This is a genomic window from Streptomyces sp. NPDC029152 (assembly GCF_055564355.1).
Genome location: NZ_JBVHWR010000007.1, coordinates 397,764 through 415,112, shown reverse-complemented (window position 1 = coordinate 415,112; position 17,349 = coordinate 397,764). Strand labels below are relative to the sequence as shown.

15 protein-coding genes and 1 pseudogene are annotated in these 17,349 nt (G+C 72.3%); 8 read left to right on the top strand and 8 right to left on the bottom strand.

Annotated elements, in window-relative coordinates:
• Positions 1 to 413: 413 nt before the first annotated feature.
• On the bottom strand, positions 414 to 1,055 hold the full coding sequence (locus ACZ4V6_RS18155; protein WP_467828236.1) for a DNA-3-methyladenine glycosylase: 642 nt from the start codon (positions 1,053 to 1,055) through the stop codon (positions 414 to 416).
• Positions 1,056 to 1,197: 142 nt separating this feature from the next.
• Here ACZ4V6_RS18155 and ACZ4V6_RS18150 point away from each other — a divergent pair, with 142 nt between their 5' ends.
• From ACZ4V6_RS18150 to ACZ4V6_RS18140, 3 genes are all read left to right on the top strand, one after another.
• Positions 1,198 to 1,980, top strand: coding sequence for a sporulation protein (locus tag ACZ4V6_RS18150; RefSeq protein WP_467828234.1), 783 nt, complete (start codon positions 1,198 to 1,200; stop codon positions 1,978 to 1,980).
• A 49-nt stretch (positions 1,981 to 2,029) separates the two neighbouring features.
• Positions 2,030 to 2,569 carry a YbhB/YbcL family Raf kinase inhibitor-like protein gene (locus ACZ4V6_RS18145; RefSeq protein ID WP_467828232.1) on the top strand — a complete coding sequence of 180 codons (540 nt, stop codon included), beginning with the start codon at positions 2,030 to 2,032 and terminating at the stop codon, positions 2,567 to 2,569.
• Positions 2,570 to 2,776: 207 nt separating this feature from the next.
• Positions 2,777 to 3,283 (top strand): HNH endonuclease, encoded by a 507-nt coding sequence (locus ACZ4V6_RS18140; RefSeq protein WP_467828230.1) that lies wholly within the window; start codon positions 2,777 to 2,779, stop codon positions 3,281 to 3,283.
• Between the two features lie 117 nt (positions 3,284 to 3,400).
• On the opposite strand, the gene ACZ4V6_RS18135 is transcribed toward ACZ4V6_RS18140, so the two are convergent.
• From ACZ4V6_RS18135 to ACZ4V6_RS18125, 3 genes are all read right to left on the bottom strand, one after another.
• On the bottom strand, positions 3,401 to 4,360 hold the full coding sequence (locus ACZ4V6_RS18135) for an SPFH domain-containing protein (RefSeq protein WP_467828228.1): 960 nt from the start codon (positions 4,358 to 4,360) through the stop codon (positions 3,401 to 3,403).
• A gap of 173 nt (positions 4,361 to 4,533) precedes the next feature.
• Positions 4,534 to 4,965 carry an NfeD family protein gene (locus ACZ4V6_RS18130; RefSeq protein ID WP_189228524.1) on the bottom strand — a complete coding sequence of 144 codons (432 nt, stop codon included), beginning with the start codon at positions 4,963 to 4,965 and terminating at the stop codon, positions 4,534 to 4,536.
• Positions 4,966 to 5,016: 51 nt separating this feature from the next.
• Positions 5,017 to 5,814: an ABC transporter ATP-binding protein gene (locus ACZ4V6_RS18125; protein ID WP_467828225.1), complete on the bottom strand. Its 798-nt coding sequence runs from the start codon at positions 5,812 to 5,814 to the stop codon at positions 5,017 to 5,019.
• Between the two features lie 152 nt (positions 5,815 to 5,966).
• On the opposite strand from ACZ4V6_RS18125, the pseudogene ACZ4V6_RS18120 reads away from it, so the two are divergent.
• Positions 5,967 to 6,756, top strand: a pseudogene (locus ACZ4V6_RS18120) (hypothetical protein).
• Positions 6,757 to 6,976: 220 nt separating this feature from the next.
• On the opposite strand, the gene chpE reads toward ACZ4V6_RS18120, so the two are convergent.
• The 3 genes from chpE to ACZ4V6_RS18105 form a co-directional block, all read right to left on the bottom strand.
• Positions 6,977 to 7,222, bottom strand: coding sequence for a chaplin ChpE (gene chpE / locus ACZ4V6_RS18115; RefSeq protein WP_467828223.1), 246 nt, complete (start codon positions 7,220 to 7,222; stop codon positions 6,977 to 6,979).
• A gap of 164 nt (positions 7,223 to 7,386) precedes the next feature.
• Positions 7,387 to 8,028 (bottom strand): response regulator, encoded by a 642-nt coding sequence (locus tag ACZ4V6_RS18110; protein ID WP_467828220.1) that lies wholly within the window; start codon positions 8,026 to 8,028, stop codon positions 7,387 to 7,389.
• Positions 8,021 to 9,199: a GAF domain-containing sensor histidine kinase gene (locus tag ACZ4V6_RS18105; protein ID WP_467828218.1), complete on the bottom strand. Its 1,179-nt coding sequence runs from the start codon at positions 9,197 to 9,199 to the stop codon at positions 8,021 to 8,023. Before ACZ4V6_RS18105 ends, ACZ4V6_RS18110 begins: the two co-directional genes overlap by 8 nt.
• A 225-nt stretch (positions 9,200 to 9,424) precedes the next feature.
• On the opposite strand from ACZ4V6_RS18105, the gene ACZ4V6_RS18100 reads away from it, so the two are divergent.
• From ACZ4V6_RS18100 to ACZ4V6_RS18090, 3 genes are all read left to right on the top strand, one after another.
• Entirely contained in the window at positions 9,425 to 10,123 is a 699-nt protein-coding gene (locus tag ACZ4V6_RS18100; protein WP_467828215.1) for an SDR family NAD(P)-dependent oxidoreductase, read from the top strand.
• The gene (locus tag ACZ4V6_RS18095) at positions 10,120 to 11,241 is read left to right on the top strand and encodes an S-adenosylmethionine:tRNA ribosyltransferase-isomerase (RefSeq protein ID WP_467828212.1); all 1,122 of its coding nucleotides are present in this window, start codon (positions 10,120 to 10,122) and stop codon (positions 11,239 to 11,241) included. The genes ACZ4V6_RS18100 and ACZ4V6_RS18095 overlap by 4 nt, the downstream gene beginning before the upstream one ends.
• A gap of 352 nt (positions 11,242 to 11,593) precedes the next feature.
• Positions 11,594 to 12,352, top strand: coding sequence for a transglycosylase SLT domain-containing protein (locus ACZ4V6_RS18090; RefSeq protein ID WP_467828210.1), 759 nt, complete (start codon positions 11,594 to 11,596; stop codon positions 12,350 to 12,352).
• Between the two features lie 94 nt (positions 12,353 to 12,446).
• Here the strand turns inward: ACZ4V6_RS18090 and ACZ4V6_RS18085 are convergent, their stop codons facing one another.
• Complete coding sequence (locus tag ACZ4V6_RS18085; protein ID WP_467828208.1) at positions 12,447 to 14,999, bottom strand: ABC transporter ATP-binding protein/permease; 2,553 nt, start codon at positions 14,997 to 14,999, stop codon at positions 12,447 to 12,449.
• Positions 15,000 to 15,239: 240 nt separating this feature from the next.
• Between ACZ4V6_RS18085 and ACZ4V6_RS18080 the strand changes: the two genes are divergently transcribed.
• On the top strand, positions 15,240 to 17,297 hold the full coding sequence (locus ACZ4V6_RS18080; RefSeq protein WP_467828206.1) for a streptophobe family protein: 2,058 nt from the start codon (positions 15,240 to 15,242) through the stop codon (positions 17,295 to 17,297).
• The last annotated feature ends 52 nt before the right edge of the window (positions 17,298 to 17,349 follow it).

The window sequence follows — 17,349 nt, the reverse complement described above, 5'->3', positions numbered from 1 at the left end:
CTTCGTACTCACCCTCGCGGGCTTTCCTCCGGGCGCTTCCCTTCGGTCTTGCGTTTCCGACTCTATCAGATCCTTTTCCGATCCGATTTCCTCGGCGCTTTCCAGGTTCCCGCTTCCGCGTTTCCCTTTCCGGCGGTTCCGACTCTATCAGATCCTTTCGGGCCCTGATTCCCTGTCGGCGGGATTTGTCCAGGATTTCGGGCTTTCGCTCGTCGGCCTTTCGACATTCACTACGTTAGCCGATTTCCCTGCCGCCTCATAATCGAGTCGGTGAGTCGAATTCCAGGCATGTGGACATGCCGAAATCCGCCCCGCGAGGGGAATCGTCGTAGTGGGTTGGCCGCTCCGGCTGCAGGCGATCGCCGTACCCGGTTCAGCGGCTCGGGCTACGTTACGCGCCTCGTAGGGACGAGTCAACTTCGGCGGCGCCGGGGCACGTGTGCGCGGTACGGGCTGACCGTCGGGTCGTCCGCGACCCAGTAACGCCAGGGGTGGACGCCGCCCTCGCCGGCCACGCCGGTGCGCGGTCCGTTGCGCACCTGGTCGCGGGGTACGGAGGTGCCGGTCAGGATGCGCAGCGGGGCGTCGTCGGTGCCGCAGGCGTCCGTGCCGTTCAGGGCACGGTCCACGCCGAGGGCGGTGGCCAGGCGGGCCGGGCCCTTGGCCAGTTCCTTGTCGTTGCGGGCCGAGAGCCGACGGGTGCGGGCCAGCTCGGCGCCCTCGATGATCTCGCCGGCGCGGAGGAGGACGGCGCTCGCCCTGCCTTCGGGACCGCAGACCAGGTTCATGCAGAACCACATGCCGTAGGTGAAGTAGACGTACACGTGCCCGGGGGGACCGAACATCACGTCGTTGCGGGGCGTGCGGCCTCGGTAGGCGTGGGAGCCGGGGTCGTTCTGGCCGTCGTAGGCCTCGACCTCGGTGAGGCGGAGGGCGATCGGGCCGTCCGGGGTGTTCCGCAGGAGGATGCGACCCAGGAGGTCGGGGGCCACTTCGAGGATGGGGCGGTCGAAGAATTCCCGGGGCAGGGGCGTACGGTCAGGGGTCGCGATCATGCCGTCCGAGCGTAACGCAGGTGGGCGGGTTCTCAGGGGTGGTCAGCGGACGCCCGCCTTGTCAGGGTGGGGCGCGGAACCGGTCACGGCCGGATCGCGTTTCTAGGGACCGAGGGTTCACACAGCCTGGAGAGGGAGAGACATGGCGTTCAAGAAGCTGCTCGCGAGCCTGGGGGCCGGCGGAGCTTCGGTGGAGACCGTACTGAGCGAGGTCAACGTCGTTCCGGGCGGTGTCGTCCAGGGTGAGGTGCGGATCCAGGGCGGTTCGGTCGACCAGCAGATCGAGGGCCTGTCGGTCGGTCTGCAGGCCAAGGTCGAGGTGGAGAGCGGCGACCAGGAGTACAAGCAGGACATCGAGTTCACGAAGGTGCGGCTCGGTGGTGCCTTCGAGCTGAAGGCCGGGGCCGTGCACGCGGTGCCGTTCGGGCTGGAGATCCCCTGGGAGACGCCGGTCACGATGATCGACGGGCAGGCGCTGCGCGGGATGGACATCGGGGTCACGACCGAGCTGGAGATCGCCCGTGCCGTGGACTCCGGTGACCTGGACCCGATCAACGTGCACCCGCTGCCGGCGCAGAAGGCGATCCTGGACGCGTTCATCCAGCTGGGCTTCCGCTTCAAGAGCGCGGACATGGAGCGCGGTCACATCCGGGGCACGCGGCAGAAGCTGCCGTTCTACCAGGAGATCGAGTTCTTCCCGCCGCAGCAGTACCGCGGGCTGAACCAGGTCGAGCTGAGCTTCGTGGCCGACGCGCAGGCGATGGACGTCGTGCTGGAGATGGACAAGAAGCCGGGTCTGTTCAGCGAGGGCAGCGACACGTTCCGGTCGTTCACGGTGGGACTGAACGACTACCAGGGCACCGACTGGCCGGCGTACCTCAACCAGTGGCTGTCCGAGGTCGGCAGCAAGCGGAACTGGTTCTAGTGGTTCTAGGCTCGGTCATCTCTGCACCACACGATCAGGAGGTACCGAGGTGACCGAGCTCAAGCGGCGTCCGCTTCCCCATGACTTCCACCCGCCCGTGCCGTCGTTCACGGTCACGAGTGACGACGTCCAGGAGGGGGCGGCGCTCAAGGACGCTCAGGTCTACGCGGCCGGCAACACCTCTCCGCACCTGCGGTGGGAGGGCTTCCCCGCCGGGACCAAGAGCTTCGCCGTGACGTGCTACGACCCGGACGCCCCGACGGGCAGCGGGTTCTGGCACTGGGTGGTGTTCGACATCCCGGCGTCGGTGACCGAGCTGCCGGCGGGTGCGGGCAGCGGCACGTTCGAGGGGCTGCCGGAGGGTGCCGTGCAGGCGCGCAACGACTACGGCAGCAAGGACTTCGGCGGTGCCGCGCCGCCGGCCGGGGACGGGCCCCACCGGTACGTGTTCACCGTGTACGCCGTGGATCAGGAGAAGCTCGGCCCGGACGCCGACGCGACGCCCGCCGCCGTGGGCTTCAACCTGCGGTTCCACACGATCGCGCGTGCCCAGCTCGTCGGTGAGTACGAGGTGCCCGCCGGCGACTGAGCAATCGGACGTTCATGGAACGTTTGCCCGCCTCTGGTCTTGGAAGTGATCAGGGGCGGGCATTTTTGTTGCCAGGGGGCCTGGAGGGGATGCGGGGCGGCCCCCGCGATGAGCGGCGGATATTGCGTTGTCCATCCCGGCGTGCCCGGCCAGAGTTGATCCCAGCCCGCCAGGGGGTGGGCCGGTGCACACGGGAGGTGGGCTGGTATGCGGGACACGCTGGTGCTGAACGCGAGCTTCGAGCCGCTGTCGACGGTGACGCTGAATCGAGCCGTCGTTCTGGTGCTCCAGGACAAGGCCGTCGTCGAGCAGGCCCACCCCGAACTGCGGATGCGCGGAGCCGCGCTGGACATACCGGCGCCCCGCGTGATCAGGCTGTGCCAATACGTGAGGGTGCCCTTCCGAAGACGTGCGCCGTGGTCGAGGCGGGGCGTGCTGGTCCGGGACCGGCACCGGTGCGCGTACTGCGGCGGGCGGGCGACGACCGTGGACCACGTGGTGCCGAGGTCGCACGGCGGGCAGGACACGTGGCTGAACACGGTGGCGTCGTGTGCGGAGGACAATCACCGCAAGGCGAACCGGACACCGGAGCAGGCGGGGATGCCGCTGCTGCGGACACCGTTCGAGCCGACGCCGGCCGACGCGATGTTGCTGGCGCTGGCCCGGGACGACTTCGACGCGCTGCCGGAGTGGCTGGCGCTGGACGCCGCGTGAGGGCTTCGCCGTAGGGGCTGGTGCGCGTCGCCGGCCACCGGTTCGTCGTGGCTGGTCGGGCAGTTCCCGCGCCCCTTTCGGGGGCGCGGGTGCGGATCGGTGACCAGAAAGGCGCCGTCAGTCGATCGACGGCTTCTCGCGGCGTTCCTGGGCCGGGACCGAGCTGCTCGTGGAGGTGCCTCCGCTGCCCGAACCGCCGCCCAGGCCACCGAAGTTGCCCATGGCGCCGGACAGGCCCTTGAGGGCGTCGCCGATCTCGCTGGGGACGATCCAGAGCTTGTTGGCGTCGCCCTCGGCGATCTTCGGGAGCATCTGGAGGTACTGGTAGGAGAGCAGCTTCTGGTCCGGGTCGCCGGCGTGGATGGCCTCGAAGACCGTACGGACGGCCTGGGCCTCGCCCTCGGCGCGCAGGGCGGCGGCCTTGGCCTCGCCTTCGGCACGCAGGATCTGGGACTGCTTCTCGCCCTCGGCGCGCAGGATCTCGGACTGCCGGACGCCTTCGGCCTGGAGGATCGCGGCGCGCTTGTCGCGGTCGGCGCGCATCTGCTTCTCCATCGAGTCCTGGATGGAGGTGGGCGGTTCGATGGCCTTGAGCTCCACGCGGTTGACGCGGATGCCCCACTTGCCGGTGGCCTCGTCGAGGACGCCGCGCAGGGCCGCGTTGATCTCCTCGCGGGAGGTCAGGGTCCGCTCCAGGTCCATGCCGCCGATGATGTTGCGCAGGGTGGTGACGGTGAGCTGCTCGATCGCCTGGATGTAGCTGGCGACCTCGTACGTGGCGGCGCGGGCGTCGGTCACCTGGTAGTAGATGACGGTGTCGATGTTGACGACCAGGTTGTCCTGGGTGATGACCGGCTGCGGCGGGAAGGGGACGACCTGTTCGCGCAGGTCGATGCGGTTGCGGATGGTGTCGATGAAGGGGACGACGATGTTGAGTCCCGCGTTCAGCGTCCGCGTGTAGCGGCCGAAGCGCTCGACGATGGCGGCGCTGGCCTGGGGGATGACCTGGATGGTCTTGATCAGGGCGATGAAGACCAACACCACCAGGATGATCAGAACGATGATGACCGGTTGCATCGTGGCTCCGCGTACCCTTCTCCGCCTGAGTCCTTCGGCGGATGTCCAAGGAATCTGTCGGCCCTGGTGACCCTGGTGACTGCTGATCCTGAGGCTGTTGAAGATCTTGCTGGTCGAGTCTGACAGACCGTCGCGTGCCCCGGGGCACGTTCGGGCCACTTGCGTCGGCAGGGTCACATGATGATCGCCGTGGCCCCCTCGATGTCCACGACGTCCACTTCCTGGCCAGCTTCGTAGGCGCGGCCGGTGTCGAGTGCGCGTGCCGACCAGACCTCGCCGGCGAGTTTGATCCGTCCGCCGTTGCCGTCGACCCGCTCCAGCACGACGGCCTGTCTGCCCTTCAGGGCGTCCACTCCCGTGGCGAGTTGGGGCCGCTGGGAGCGGTGCCGGGCGGCGATGGGCCGTACGACGGCGATGAGGGCGACCGAGACGATGACGAAGACGAGTACCTGGACGACGAGGTCGGCCCCGACTCCGGAGGCGACGGCGGCCGCGACCGCGCCGACGGCGAGCATCCCGAACTCCGGCATCGCGGTCACGACGAGCGGGATTCCGAGCGCTGCCGCGGCGACGAGCCACCACACCCATGCGTCGATGTCGTTCACGCGGTCATGGTAGGTCCGTGACCCGTGCCGGGGACAGGGCGCACGGGGCGGTCAGGACAGGGGCAGTCCCTGCGCCGTCCAGCGGTCGCCGACCCGCTCGACGACGAGCGGGAGGCCGAAGCAGAGGGAGAGGTTGCGGGAGGTGAGTTCGAGCTCCAGGGGACCCGCGGCCAGGACCCTGCCCTGGCGGATCATCAGGACGTGGGTGAAGCCCGGGGCGATCTCCTCGACGTGGTGGGTGACCATGATCATCGAGGGGGCGATGGGGTCGCGGGCGAGGCGGCCGAGGCGGCGGACGAGGTCCTCGCGGCCGCCGAGGTCGAGGCCGGCGGCCGGCTCGTCCAGGAGCAGCAGCTCGGGGTCGGTCATCAGGGCGCGGGCGATCAGGGTGCGCTTGCGCTCGCCCTCGGAGAGGGTGCCGAACCTGCGGTCCAGGTACTCGGTCATGCCGAGGCGGTCGAGGAAGGCGCGGGCGCGCTGCTCGTCGACGGCCTCGTACTCCTCCCGCCAGCCGGCGGTCATGCCGTAGGCGGCGGTGAGCACGGTCTGCAGGACGGTCTGGCGCTTGGGCAGCTTGTCGGCCATGGCGATGCCGGCCATGCCGATGCGCGGGCGGAGCTCGAAGACGTCGGTGCCGGGCTTGCCGAGGGTCTCGCCGAGGATGGTGGCGGTGCCCGTGCTCGGGTAGAGGTAGCTGGACGCGACGTTGAGGAGGGTGGTCTTGCCGGCGCCGTTGGGGCCGAGGATGACCCAGCGCTCGCCCTCCTTGACCGACCAGGAGACCTGGTCCACCAGAGCCCGGCCCTCGCGGACCACGGATACGTCCTGAAGCTCCAGAACATCGCTCATGAGCGCAGTGTCTCCCCTTGCAGTGTGGCCGGTCTCGGCTGTCGCGTACGCCTGTGGCTCGGGCCGCCGCGCCGGTGGGCGCAGGCCCTCCAGGAAATCTACGCCACCGGTCGGCTTCGCTGTTCCATCGGTCCGGTCCTTAGGGTGGGGGCATGCTCTCGGAACCACGCGCAGGGCGCCTTGCCGCCTGGGGAAATGCCCTTATCGCCGGAATCGTCCCGCCGGATGACGCCGCGGTGGCGATCGTCGGCCAGGACGCGGTGCATCGGGTGGAGGGGTTGCCGGGCGAGGCGGGGCCCGTCGGTCTGACGCTGGCGCTCGGGCGGTTGCGCGCGCTCGGGGTGACCGGGCTGCGGGTCGCGCTGCCCGCGCCGGGGCACCCGCTGGGGCTGAGCGGGCCGCCGGAGTTCAACGCGCGGGCGTTGGAGGCCGAGGAGGCGGTGGTCTGTCACGGCGCCGCGCTGGGGCTGGTGCCGGAGGTGTACGAGGCCGGGCCCCCGGGTGACGTGCACGTCGAGGTGGTCTGGCACTGCCTGCCGGTGCGGGAGGCCCCGCCGGCGGACGTGCCCTCGCTCGGGGAGGCGGAGCGGGAGCTGGCGGAGGCGCTGCGGGACGCGACGGAGGTGCTGACGCGGCTGGACGTCGCCGGGTCGGGGCCGGTGGCGGAGGCGGCGGTCGCGGCGTACCGGGCGCGGGCGGAGCGGGGGCGGGAGGTGCTGGCGCCGGGGTACCCACCGCGGGCGGTGCGGGTGCTGGAGCTGGCGCAGCGGGTGGGGGCGTTGGTGGCGCTGGCGTACGGGAGCGGGCACGGGGGTGCGGTGAGCGCGTCGGAGATGGCGGCGCGGGGGGGAGGCGTTGCGGCCGGTGGAGCGGACGGCTCGGCGGGCGCAGGTCGCGGCGTACAACTCCGTTGTGGAGGAGCGGGAGCGGGGGGCGCGGTGACGTCCCCCGGCGGGGGCCCGGCATCGGTGTGAGGCGGGGGTGGATCGCGTGTCCCGGCGCTGAGGGGGTGCCTCCCCCAGGGGCCCCAGCGCCCACCCGTGCCGTCCCGGCGGCACGACCGCCCGCGGGCTCAGCGGCGTGACTGTCCGCAGGCCGGAGGGGGTGGGGCGCACGACTGGCCTCCCGGGTGGGGCCGGGAGGCCGGGGCTGTGGGGGCGGGTCAGTGGTTGAGACCCAGGTTGCCGAAGGCCGGGTTCAGGAGGCCGATGACGTTGACGCTGTTGCCGACGGCGTTCACCGGGATGTGGACCGGCGCCTGGACGACGTTGCCCGAGACGATGCCCGGGGAGCGGACGGCCTCACCGTGGGCGTGGGCGCCGTCGGTGGCGGAGGCCATGCCCGCGCCGGCGGCGATCAGCCCGCCGGCCACCATCGTCACGGCCGCTGCCTTCTTCAGGTTCTTCACTTGCGAAACCCTCCCTAGCGATTGCCGCGGCACTCGCCGCGGCACGCACTGGAGAACGGTCGGGCGCGGTGAAGGATGCGCCATATGGGGGACATTCCCACGACAGTATGAATCTCGGACTGGAGGGGAACCCTCCGAGTCACCACGGCGTACCGGTCGGGCGGTCAGCCGGCCACACCGTGGCGTACGGCCCACAGCGCGGCCTGGGTGCGGTCCGCGAGGTCGAGTTTCATCAGGATGTTCGAGACGTGGGTCTTCACGGTCTTCTCGGAGAGGACCAGCGCCCGGGCGATCTCCCGGTTGGACCGCCCGTCGGCTATCAGGCCCAGCACCTCGCGCTCCCGCTCCGTGAGGGAGCCCCCTCTCCCCTGGCCGGAGCCGCTCTCCTGCTGGGACAGGAGGGCGCCCGCGATCTCGGGCTGCAGCAGGATGTGCCCGGCGTGGACGGAGCGGATCGCGCCGGCCAGCGCGTCGGGGTCGACGTCCTTGTACACGTAGCCCGCCGCGCCCGCCCGCAGGGCCGGGACGACCGTGCGCTGCTCGGTGAAGCTGGTCACGATCAGCACGCGCGCGGGGTTGTCGAGCTCGCGGAGTCTGCGCAGCGCGTCGACGCCGTCCATGCCCGGCATCTTGACGTCCATGAGGATCACGTCGGGTTTCAGCCGCTCGGCGCGTTCGACGCCTTCGGCGCCGTCGGCGGCCTCGCCCACGACCTCGATGTCGTCCTGCACCTCCAGGAAGGTGCGCAGCCCCCGGCGGACCACCTGGTGGTCGTCGACGAGCAGCACCTTGATCGCATCAGCCACCGGGAACCTCCATCTCGATCGTGGTGCCCTTGCCGGGCGCCGACTCCACGGTCAGCCTGCCGCCCGCGCCGTTGGCCCGGTCCCGCATGGAGACCAGGCCCAGGTGGCGTCCCGCGCGGCGCACCGTGCGCGGGTCGAAGCCGCTGCCGTCGTCGGCGACCCGCAGCACGGCTCCGGGGCCGCGCCGGTCCAGCGTCACGTCGACGTGTTCCGCCCCGGAGTGGCGCAGCGCGTTGTGCAGCGCTTCCTGGGCGACGCGCAGCACGGCCTCCTCCTGGGCGGCGGGCAGTGCCTTCACGCCGTGGCAGGCGAAGGTCACGCGCGCGGTGTGGGCGCGGTCGAGGACCTGGACCTGCGTGCGGAGGGTGGCGACGAGTCCGTCCTCGTCCAGTGCGGCGGGGCGCAGCTCCACGACGGCGGCGCGCAGCTCGTCGGCGGCCTCGGCGGCGAGCGCGGCGACCTGCTGGAGCTCGCCCTTGGCGCGCGCGGGGTCGCGGTCGACCAGGGTGGCGGCGGCCTGGGCGGTCAGGCGCAGCGAGAACAGTTTCTGGCTGACGGCGTCGTGCAGTTCGTGGGCGAGGCGGGAGCGTTCCTCGGCGATGGTCAGCTCGCGGCTGCGCTCGTACAGGCGGGCGTTGGTGAGGGCGATCGCGGCGTGCTGGGCGAGGATGCCGAGCAGTTCCTCGTCCTCCTCGGTGAAGCCGCAGCCGCCCTGGGGCCTCTCGCGCGGGGGGTGTGGGGGGTGTTCCCCCACGGGGCGCAGCTTGTTCGCCAGGAACAGCGCGCCGATGACCTCGTCGCCGTCGCGGATCGGCAGCCCCAGGAAGTCGGCCAGGTCGGGGTGGGCGGACGGCCAGCCCTCGAAGCGGGGGTCCTTGCGGACGTCGGCGAGGCGCTCGGGCCGGGCCTCGTGCAGCATCGCGGCGAGGATGCCGTGCTGGCGGGGCAGGGGGCCGATGGCCTTCCACTGTTCGTCGCTGACGCCGTCGACCACGAACTGGGCGAAGCCGCCGTGGTCGTCGGGGACGCCGAGGGCCGCGTACTGGGCGTCGAGCAGTTCGCGGGCCGAGGCGACGATCGTCTTGAGGACGTCGCGCACCTCGAGGTGCCTGCTCATGGCCAGCAGCGCGGAGCTCACCGCGGCGAGGCCTGTCCGGGGGCCGTGACTCATGTCCTCACGGTACCGGCGGGCTGTGACAACGCGGATCGGTCCGGTGACGGCCGGGACCTGGGGCGCTGGACCTAGGGCGGTGGGCCCAGGGCCGGGGCCCGGCCCGCGGGGCCTAGGGCGAAGGGCCCCACGGGGTTGCGGCCCGTGCCCGAGGCGGCCGGTGCGGCCCGGTTCCTAGGTTGAGGCCACGCCGATCAGGAGGCGCCGACGACGAGGGGACGGATCATGCCGGTAGCGATCATCACGGGAGCGTCGAAGGGACTGGGCCGGGCGCTCGCCGAGGGCCTGGCGGAGCGGGGCTGGGACCTGGTGCTCGACGCCAGGACGCCGGAGGCGCTCGAGGGGGCCGCGGCGGCGCTGGCGCCGTACGGCACGCGGGTGGCGGCGCTGCCCGGGGACGTCGCGGACGCCGGACACCGGGCGGAGCTGGTGGCGGCGGCGTGGCGGCTGGGCGGGGTGGACCTGCTGGTCAGCAACGCGAGTGCGCTGGGTGCCCAGCCGCTGGTGCGGCTGGAGGAGCTGCCGCTGGACGGGCTGCGCCGGGCGCTGGAGGTGAACACGGTGGCCGCGCTGGGTCTGGTGCAGGAGGCGCTGCCGCTGCTGAGGTCGGCCGCGGCGGGCTCGGTGGTCACCCTCAGTTCGGACGCCGCCGCCGAGGCGTACGAGACGTGGGGCGGCTACGGGGCGTCCAAGGCGGCCCTGGACCAGCTGGCGGCGGTGCTGGCCGTCGAGGAACCGGGGCTGCGGGTGTGGGCGGTCGATCCCGGGGACATGGCGACGGACCTGTACGCGGCGGCCGTACCGGACGACGACGGTCCGCGGCCCGATCCGGCGGATGTCGTCCCGGCGCTGCTGCGGCTGCTGGACGAGCGGCCGGCGAGCGGGCGCTACGCGGCCCCCGCCCTGCTGGAGGGACGGCGGTGACGCCGGCCACGGGGGTCCCCCCGCGCGAGCCCGTCCGCGCGTGGGGGAAGGTGCCCGAGGAGCTGTCGGCACGGCTGCCGGCCGAGCAGCGGGGTCCGGGGCGGGACCGGGACGACGTGCGGCTGCTGGTGTCGCGGGGCGTGGAGGTGTCCCACCACTCCTTCCCGGAGCTGCCGCGGCTGCTGCGGGAAGGGGACCTGTTGATCGTGAACACGTCGCCCACGCTGGCGGCGGCCGTCGACGGGCGGGTGGGGCACGCGCACGTGGTGGTGCACTTCTCCACGCGCGGGGACGACGGCCGGTGGGCGGTGGAACTGCGGGAGCCGGACGGGCGGGGCACCACGCGCGCGCGTGCGGGAGCGGGAGGGGTGGAAGACGGAGCGCCGTCCCGGGAGGGGGGCCGGCTCGCGGGGACGCGGGTGCGGCTGCCGGGTGGCGGGCGGCTGGTGCTGGAGGAGCCGTTGAGTGCCCGCGGGGAGCGGCTGTGGTGGGCGCGGGTGGCGGGGGCGGAGGTTCCCGCGGTGCTGCGGGCGCACGGCCGGCCCATCCGCTACTCCTACACGGAGCGGGATCAGTCGTTGTCCGTGTACCAGACCGTGTTCGCGCTGCCGTCCGCCGACGGGACGGGCAGTGCGGAGATGCCGAGTGCCGCGCGTCCCTTCACGGCGCGGCTGGTGACGGAGCTGGTGAGCCGGGGGGTGCAGTTCGCGCCGGTGACGCTGCACACGGGGGTGGCGTCGGCGGAGGCGCACGAGCCGCCGTATCCGGAGCGGTTCCGCGTGCCGGAGGCCTCGGCGCGCCTGGTCAACGCCGCGCGGGCGGAAGGCCGGCGGGTCGTGGCGGTGGGGACGACGGCCGTGCGGGCCGTGGAGTCGGCGGCCGGTGCCGACGGGGTCGTACGGGCCCGGGAGGGGTGGACCGGTCTGGTCGTCACTCCGGAGCGCGGGGTGCGGGTGGTGGACGGGCTGCTGACGGGGCTGCACGAGCCGCAGGCGTCGCATCTGCTGATGCTGGAGGCGGTGGCGGGACGTGCGGCGATCGACCGCGGGTACGAGGAGGCGGTGCGCGGGCGCTACCTGTGGCACGAGTTCGGGGACGTTCACCTCCTCCTGTCGTAGGAGGACCCGGGAGCACCCCTCACGCAATGCATTGCTCAAGCAACTGGCAGTGAGACGGACGGGTGCGCGGTGTGAGCCCGCGCATAGGGTGCACGTCACGTACGAAGGGGAGTAGGAGAACGACTCGTCCGTTTTGAGCGGGGCAGATGGTCCTGTCTGCCCCGTTTTGCCGGACACTGATCCACTAACCGGGATAGTACGTCACACCTTTGCCTCCCGATTTTGCGGCCGCTAAGAATTGCTCTCGTCGCTCAGCGCCGTGGGTTTCGCCCCGTGGCGTTTGTGCCCGGAAGCACCCCTGTCCCCACCGGACGAGAGCGACCTCCGCGCTATCGAAGAGGTCTATCCCGCCATGCCGAAGAACATCCTCACCCGTGGTTATCGCCGCTCCCTGGACCGCGCTCGGCAGCTGAAGCGCACCCAGAAGATCGCGTTCGCCGGTGTCGGCACGCTCGGCGTCACCGCCGTCGCCCTCGCCGCGTTCCCGGCCGGCGCGCAGACGACGACCACGAGCGAGGCCGCTCCGGCGGCCAAGGTGGCGTACAGCAGCCAGCAGCAGATCAAGGACGTGCACGCCGGCGTCGCCGACCAGCTCGCCGGTGCGAGCCAGAAGGTCGCCTTCATCGAGGCGAAGCAGGAGGCGGCCGCGAAGCAGGCCGCCGCCCAGAAGAAGGCGGCCCTCGCGAAGCAGGCCGCCGCGAAGAAGGCCGCCGCCGAGCGTGAGGCGAAGAAGACCGCGAGCCGGTCCGCCCAGCGCTTCGAGGTGAAGCAGGTCTCCGCGAAGTCCTACCCGAACAACCTCGACGGCTGGATCCGCGAGGCCCGGGCCATCATGGCCAAGCACAACATCCCGGGCACCTACAGCGGCATCCACCGCAACGTCATCCGGGAGTCCTCCGGCAACCCGATGGCCATCAACAACTGGGACATCAACGCCATCAACGGCATCCCGTCGAAGGGCCTGCTCCAGGTCATCCCGCCGACGTTCAAGGCCTACCACGTGCCCGGTACGTCCTGGAACATCTACGACCCGGTCGCCAACATCGCCGCCGCCTGCAACTACGCCGCGGACAAGTACGGCTCCATGGACAACGTCAACAGCGCGTACTGAGGTCGGCGCGGACCTCTTCACGCCGAGTCGCGACGAACGCCGAAGGGCGGCACCCTCCTGACGGGGTGCCGCCCTTCGGGGCGTGGGGCCGGGTCTACTTGCGCATGACCTCGGGCTCGTGACGGCGCAGGAAGCGGGCCACGAAGAAGCCGCAGATCACGCCGAGGACGATCAGCGCCGCCATGTCCAGGCCCCAGGCGCCGACGGAGTGCTCCCACAGCGGGTCCGTCCCGGCGCCCTCCTCGGGCGGGCTGATCCTGTTGAAGTCCAGCGTGGCGCCGGCCGCGGCGACCGCCCAGCGGGACGGCATCAGGTACGAGAACTGGTTGACGCCGACCGCGTCGTTCAGGGCGAAGAGGCAGCCGGTGAAGACGACCTGGATGATCGCGAACATCACCAGCAGCGGCATGGTCTTCTCCGCGGTCTTCACCAGCGACGAGATGATCAGACCGAACATCATCGAGGTGAAGCCCAGCGCCATGATCGGCAGGGAGAGCTCGACCATCGTGGCACTGCCGAGGATCAGGCCCTCCTGCGGGATCTCCCGGCTGGCGAAGCCGATCACACCGACCAGCAGGCCCTGGAAGACGGTGATCATGCCGAGCACGAACACCTTCGACATCAGGTACGCCGACCGCGACAGTCCGGTCGCGCGCTCCCGCTCGTAGATGACCCGTTCCTTGATCAGCTCACGGACGGAGTTCGCGGCGCCGGCGAAGCAGGCGCCGACCGCGAGGATCAGCAGGACCGTGGTGGCGGTGCCGTTCGGGATGATCCGGCCGGTCTTGGGGTTGGCCGGGTTGGGCAGCAGGCCCTTGTCCGCGTCGATGAGCAGGCTCACCGCGCCGAGCACGGCCGGCAGGATCACCATCAGGGCGAGGAAGCCCTTGTCGGAGGCGATCACCGAGACGTAGCGGCGCACCAGCGTGCCGAACTGCGACAGCCAGCCCTGTGGCTTCGGCGGCCTCATCGCCTGCATCGGCGGGACCTGTACGGCCTGCGGCGCGACGGCGTCGATGTCCGCGGCGTACATCTGGTAGTGCTGCGAGCCCTTCCAGCGGCCCGCCCAGTCGTAGTCGCGGTAGTTCTCGAAGGCGGAGAAGACGTCGGCCCAGGTGTCGTAGCCGAAGAAGTTCAGCGCCTCCTCGGGCGGGCCGAAGTAGGCGACCGAGCCGCCCGGCGCCATCACCAGCAGCTTGTCGCAGATCGCCAGCTCGGCCACCGAGTGGGTGACGACGAGGACGGTGCGGCCGTCGTCGGCGAGGCCGCGCAGCAGCTGCATGACGTCGCGGTCCATGCCCGGGTCGAGACCCGAGGTCGGCTCGTCGAGGAAGATCAGCGACGGCTTGGTCAGCAGCTCCAGGGCGACGGACACGCGCTTGCGCTGGCCGCCGGACAGGGAGGTGACCTTCTTGTCCTTGTGGATGTCGAGCTTGAGCTCGCGCAGCACCTCGTCGATGCGGGCGTCGCGCTCGGCGCCGGTGGTGTCGGCCGGGAAGCGCAGCTTGGCCGCGTACTTCAGGGCCTTCTTGACGGTCAGCTCCTTGTGCAGGATGTCGTCCTGCGGGACCAGACCGATGCGCTGGCGCAGCTCGGCGAACTGCTTGTAGAGGTTCCGGTTGTCGTAGAGGACCTCGCCCTGGTCGGCGGGCCGGTAGCCGGTGAGCGCCTTGAGCAGGGTGGACTTGCCGGAGCCGGACGGGCCGATGACGGCGATCAGCGACTTCTCGGGGACGCCGAAGGAGACGTCCTTGAGGATCTGCTTGCCGCCGTCGACCGTGACGGTCAGGTGGCGGGCGGAGAAGGACACCTCACCGGTGTCGACGAACTCCTCGAGCCGGTCGCCGACGATCCGGAACGTCGAGTGGCCGACGCCGACGACGTCGGCCGGGCCGAGCAGCTGGGAGCCGCCCTTGGTGATCGGCTGGCCGTTGACGTACGTGCCGTTGTGCGAACCGAGGTCGCGGATCTCCATGCGGCCGTCGGGCGTCGCGTGGAACTCGGCGTGGTGGCGGGAGACCTGGAGGTCGGAGACGACCAGGTCGTTCTCCAGGGCACGGCCGATGCGCATGACGCGGCCGAGCGAGAACTGGTGGAACGTGGTCGGACTGCGGTCCCCGTGGACCGGTGACGCCCCCGCCGCGCCGCCGGGTCCCTGCTGCCGGGGGAAGTGCGCCGCGGCCTGCTGCGCCGCGGCCTGCTGCGGTGCGGCCTGCTGCTGCCAGCCGGCCTGCTGCCCCTGCTGCTGCGGGGCCTGCCGCGGCGGCTCCTGCGCCGGTGCCTGCTGTGCCCAGCCCGCGTTCGCGCCCTGCGCGGCGTACGGCTGCTGCTGGACCTGCGGCGTGCCGGCGGACTGCCCGGCGGTCAGGCTCAGGCGTGGTCCGTCGGTCGCGTTGCCCAGGTTCACGACCGTGCCGGCGCCGAGCTCCACGTGCTGGATCCGCTGTCCGTGCACGAACGTGCCGTTGGTGCTGCCGTGGTCCTCCAGGACCCAACCGCGGCCGTTGAAGCTGATCGTGGCGTGACGCCAGGAGACCCTGGCGTCGTCGAAGACGAGCTCCCCCTGTGGATCGCGCCCGAGCGCGTAAGACCGGGACGGATCGAGCGTCCAGGTCCGTCCATTAGATTCCAGTACGAGTTCCGGCACTCCATGCCCCACTGAGTTGTCCCCCGAGTTACCCCCGTCGCGGGGAGTCTAGGGATGTCGAACATCGGGGGGAACTATTCCAGGCCCGGACCCCTGACCGAAAGTCGGGCCTTGTGAAAACCGCGCACGGTGCCACCGGCCGTTTCCGTTGACGGGGTTGAAACCTGCTCGGAGAGTGGTAATCCACGCGAGGGGGACACGCGCGGTGGCCCCGCCGCGCAGCGGATCGGGGGGTCTGCCATGAGCGCGTCCACGAGCGTCGGGAACGAGGGACACGCCAGGAGGGTGCCGTGGGCGGACGTGGTGCTGTCCGCGATCGCCTCCGTGAGCTGGGCGTTGATCGGCATGGCGGGAACGGCGGTGCTGGGTCTGCGTCTGCTGGACGCGGACGCGGCGGGTTCCCCAGGTCCGATGACGGCGGCGGTCGTGGCGCTCGGCGCGGGCGGGTCGGTCACGCCGTCCGGCGATGTGTCCGCGTTCGGACTGAAAGGCGCCGAGGCGCACACGGCCATCGAGATCACGCCACTGGGCGTGGGCCTCGTCGGTGCGGTCCTGCTGTCGTTCTTCTTCCTGCGGTCCCTGCGGACGGCGGGAGTTGTGGTCGCGCCGGCCGAACTCCTCGCCCGCGCGGGGGCGGTGACGGCCCTGTTCGTGGCGATGCTGGGCGGGCTGGCCCGGGTGGGGCACGACGTCGTGACGATCGACGGCGGCTCGCTCGGGCTCGACGGCCTGCCCGGCGGCGCGGGCGGCGGCGTGCAGGTCCCGGGGCTCGGTGATCTCGGCGGGTCGTCGCCCGACCGGATCGGTGACCTGGCCGGCGCCGAGGCCGCGGTCGGCTTCCGCGTCGAGACCGCGCCGACGCTGCTGGGGGGACTGGTCTGGTGCGCCGGGGTCCTGCTGGTCGCGCTGCTGGCCTCGCGCCGCACTCCCCTGCCGCGCGGCTGCGAGGCCCTGCACCGGGTGGTGCGCCCGGCCGTGTCCGCCCTGGTCACGGTGGCGCTGACGGCGGTGGCGGCCGGGTACGCGGCGGCGGCGTACGCGGCGATCGGCGACGACCGTCCCCGCCGGGTGGCCGGGGCCGCGCTGCTGGGCGCGCCGAACGGCGTCTGGCTCGGCCTGCCGGTCGGCCTGTTCGTGCCGTGGGACGGACGGGCGACCGGCGCGCCGACCCGGTTCCTGCCGGACCCGCTGGACGAGCTGCTGGGCAGTGGCGCCGACGAGCCGGTCACGCTGGGGCGGCTGGCGGAGCTGGACGGGCGGGTGTGGCTGCTGGGCGTGGCGGCGGCGTCACTGATGTTGCTGGCAGGAGTGCTGACGGCGGTGCGGACGCCGGTGTCGCCGCCCGACGCGCGCGGCCCGGGCCTCGTCGGGCGGTGTGCGCTGCGGCTGGGGATCGCCACCGCGCCGGCGCTGCTGCTGTCGGCCCGGCTGACGGAGGTGTCCGTGGACGTCTCGCTGTCGGTGCTCGGCATCGAGGCGTTCGGCGCCGGCGTCGACCTGCGCGGCCACCTCGGCGCGGCGCTGCTCCTGGGGGCGGCGTGGGGCGCGGGCGCGGGGGCCGCCGGGGCGCTGCTCGCGCGGGCGAGCAAAGCGGCGGGACGGTGGGCGACCCCGTTGGCACGGTATGCCGCCGGGGCAGGGGGCGCCGGGACGACCGGAAGCGGTGAGGCCGGGCTCGGCGGGACGGCAGGAGATCTCGCCTGGACCGCAGGCGGCCACGGGGCCGCGGGGCCGGATGCCCCGGCGCGCCGGCCGTCGTACGGCGGTGCCCCGGAGGCCGGGAGCGCGGACGGGGCGCCGCGCGCCGCACCGTCGTACGGGTCTTCGGGGCCGTACGGGCCGGGCGGTGCGGCGTACCGGCCGCCCGGCCCGGACACCAACCCCTACCTGCGCACGCCGGACACCACCCCCTACCTGCGCACGCCGGACACCCCGCGCGGACCGGAGGACGCCCGGCCACCGGGCGCGGCTCCGCCGGGTGAGCGGCCGTCCGGCACCGGGCGGCCGCCGGGCGGGACGGGGGACGGACCCGGCCGGACGGTGCGGCGGACGGCCGGGAGCGGACAGGAACCCGGTGAGCCACGTCCACCGGACCCGGAGCAGCCGTCCGACGACGGCGACGACCTGTACGGCGCCCCGACCGTGGCCGGCCCCCTGGTCCCGCGTCCGCCGGGGCGGCCCCCGGCTCCCGGGGTGCCGCCCGGGAACCGGCCCCCGTCCCGGTGGGGCGAGCCCCCGCCCCCGCCCCCGCCCCCGCCGCCACCGGCGCCCCCACGGCGGCCGAGGGGCGGCCGGTGATCCCTCCGCCCGCACCGGGCAGGAGCGCCACCGCCGGGTACGCCCCGGGCCG